Source organism: Belnapia moabensis DSM 16746, assembly GCF_000745835.1.
Lineage (GTDB): Bacteria > Pseudomonadota > Alphaproteobacteria > Acetobacterales > Acetobacteraceae > Belnapia > Belnapia moabensis.
Genome location: NZ_JQKB01000236.1, coordinates 1 through 2,347 on the forward strand (window position 1 = coordinate 1; position 2,347 = coordinate 2,347).

Annotated in this window: 2 protein-coding genes; both read left to right on the forward strand. The window is 58.4% G+C overall.

Annotated elements, in window-relative coordinates; genetic code table 11:
* Positions 1 to 745 precede the first annotated feature (745 nt).
* A complete protein-coding gene (locus EP26_RS35985) occupies positions 746 to 1,387 on the forward strand; it encodes a hypothetical protein (protein WP_157033982.1) in 642 nt (213 codons plus the stop codon).
* Positions 1,388 to 1,400: 13 nt separating this feature from the next.
* Entirely contained in the window at positions 1,401 to 1,694 is a 294-nt protein-coding gene (locus tag EP26_RS30515) for a GYD domain-containing protein (protein WP_043345190.1), read from the forward strand.
* Positions 1,695 to 2,347: the final 653 nt, after the last annotated feature.

Consider the following 2,347-nt stretch of genomic DNA (forward strand, 5'->3'; position numbering starts at 1 on the left):
GGAAACAACCGGCGCTGTTTGTTGCTCTCCGCCATCGACACCTCTCAGGCCCTTCAGCCTATCTGGGGTGTCCGCGAGAGCGGGGCAGGGCCACGGAGTGGGACGGGGCGGGTAGCGAACCCGGGGCTCTGAGCCGCGGGCAAGACGGTACCCCAAGCGGGCATCGGACGCGTGGTTCATCGGCTTCACCGACCGGTACGTCACCGAAGTCTGGCTGGGCAACACCTCCAATACCACGCCGATAGAGGACATGACCGGTGGCGGACTGCCTCCCCAAATATGACGCGCGGTGATGATGGATGCGATCAGGGTCTAGAAGCACATCCCTCCTGTATGCGCGGTCCACCACCCTGGCGATTGAATCAGGATCAACCGCCAAATGCGTGCCCGAGATAGACGATATACTAACGGCTCCCGCTGTCGCTGTCGCTTCCGGCATCGCCAAAGTGATGACTGTTCGAGTGGGGAATGCGTAGCCTATCCGTTCTTGTCTGATGGAGGCTGAATGCGATTGCTGGTTCGAGAGAAAACACATGGCCAAAGGTCAGATGCAGAGCGGCTGAAAATAGAAGAAACTGGAGTAGAGTAAGCCGACCGCGACCGTAGTGCGATCTGCGCTACTAGCCTTGCGTAGATGGCTGGCGATGCCGGCCGCGTAGAAGAGGGCGTAGAGGGTACACATTGCCCCTTCTGGAAGTGCATCAGGGGCTAACCACTCCAGCGTCAGGCAGGAGAAGGTGGACACATGGACGACAACGCTTGGTACATGACGATCCGAAAATATAATACCTCAGGTCCACCTGAGGAAGTTGGACGTAGGGTGCGTGAAGGCCTGCTACCAGTTCTCAAGCAGGAGCCTCACTTCCGGGCCTACTATGCAGCTAGGATGGATGGTGGCAGAGGCGTCTTCGCTGTTTCGGTTTTCTCTGACCGCGGTGCTATGCTGGAGGCGAACAGCTTCTCCAAAGATTGGGTAGTGCCAAACCTCGGGGCGCTACTAACCGCTGTCCCAGAAGTCACGATCGCGGCGGTGACGGTGCATCTCGATGCGGTGCAGCAAGGACACGACAGTTATGTGTTGATCCGAGTGACAGAGGGCCTTCCCCCGTTCTCGGCTGTGCTGCCGACTGTTCAAGAAAGCCTTGTTCCACTGACTTTAAAGCAGCCGGGGTTTCGTCACCTCTACAGCGGGCGTGTCGAGGCGCAAAGCGATCTAGCCGTCAGCGTTTCGGTGTTCAGCAACCGAAGTACAGCGACAGCGGCGCATGCGCAGATCGCGGCGCTCATGGCCCAGCATCAGGACATTTGGCCGAAGCCAGCGCGGATCGTGATGTCGGGTGAAGTCATAGTTGCTGCCTCTGCCAAGGAAGCTGACCACCGTCTATAGAGGATGTACGGCCATGACAACCTTCATCGCGCTCGGCAACTGGACCGAGCAGGGCGCGCGTACCATCGGTGAGTCTCCTCGCCGGCTCGATGCTGCCAAGAAGCAGCTTGAGGACATGGGGGGACGATTTGTCTCCTTCTGGATGACCATGGGTGGGCATGACTTGGTTTTGATCTACGAGGCTCCGGACGCTGCGGTTGCGGCCAGATTCAGCCTGATATTGGGCAGGCTTGGGGCGGTAAGGATCGCAACCCTAACTGCTTTTTCCGAACCATCGTACCGCCAGATCGTCGCCTCACTGGAGTAGCTATTGGCATCACCTCTGGGCCAAATGGACTTGATGAACGTGTCCCATTGCGCCGCGATACTTCAGCTAATTGCTTGCGCCCAATCTAATGCGTCGGGTTTGATGACTTGAGGAGTGGCGGCAACGCTCTCCACAACACGAAGCGCAGTCGGCGGCGAAATTCAAATGCGGGGACACGCAACAAAATCTTAGCAGTAGCATTTACCGGGTATCCGGCACCAAGCCGGGAAGGGAGAGGATAATGCGAGGGCGCCTCTGGGTGGCGATCCTCTACGCCGGTCTTCCATGTGCCATAGCGTTGGCCCAACCTCGCACCGAGCACGCTGCTGTCTCAACAGTAGCTGAGGCCAGCGCTGGCGTGGCACCTTCAGCTTTGCCGCCTAGAGCACCTATCCGAGTTCGCCCGGATGTCGAGCGAACGAATCTCGGCTGGATCGCCCTGCTTGGGTTGAGCAGCCTGACCGCATCCAGTTACCAGCTAAGACTATCGCTGCAAAACGACAGACGATGATCCTTGGGCTAAACGCATAGTTGATAGTCATGCGGCCCTTCGAGCAGGGTGATGCATGGGTCAAGCAGCGGTGGACCGGCTTTAGGCCAGCTTCAGGTTGGCTGCCGCTTCTTTCCCGCGTTCCCGAACAACCTCGTAGCTG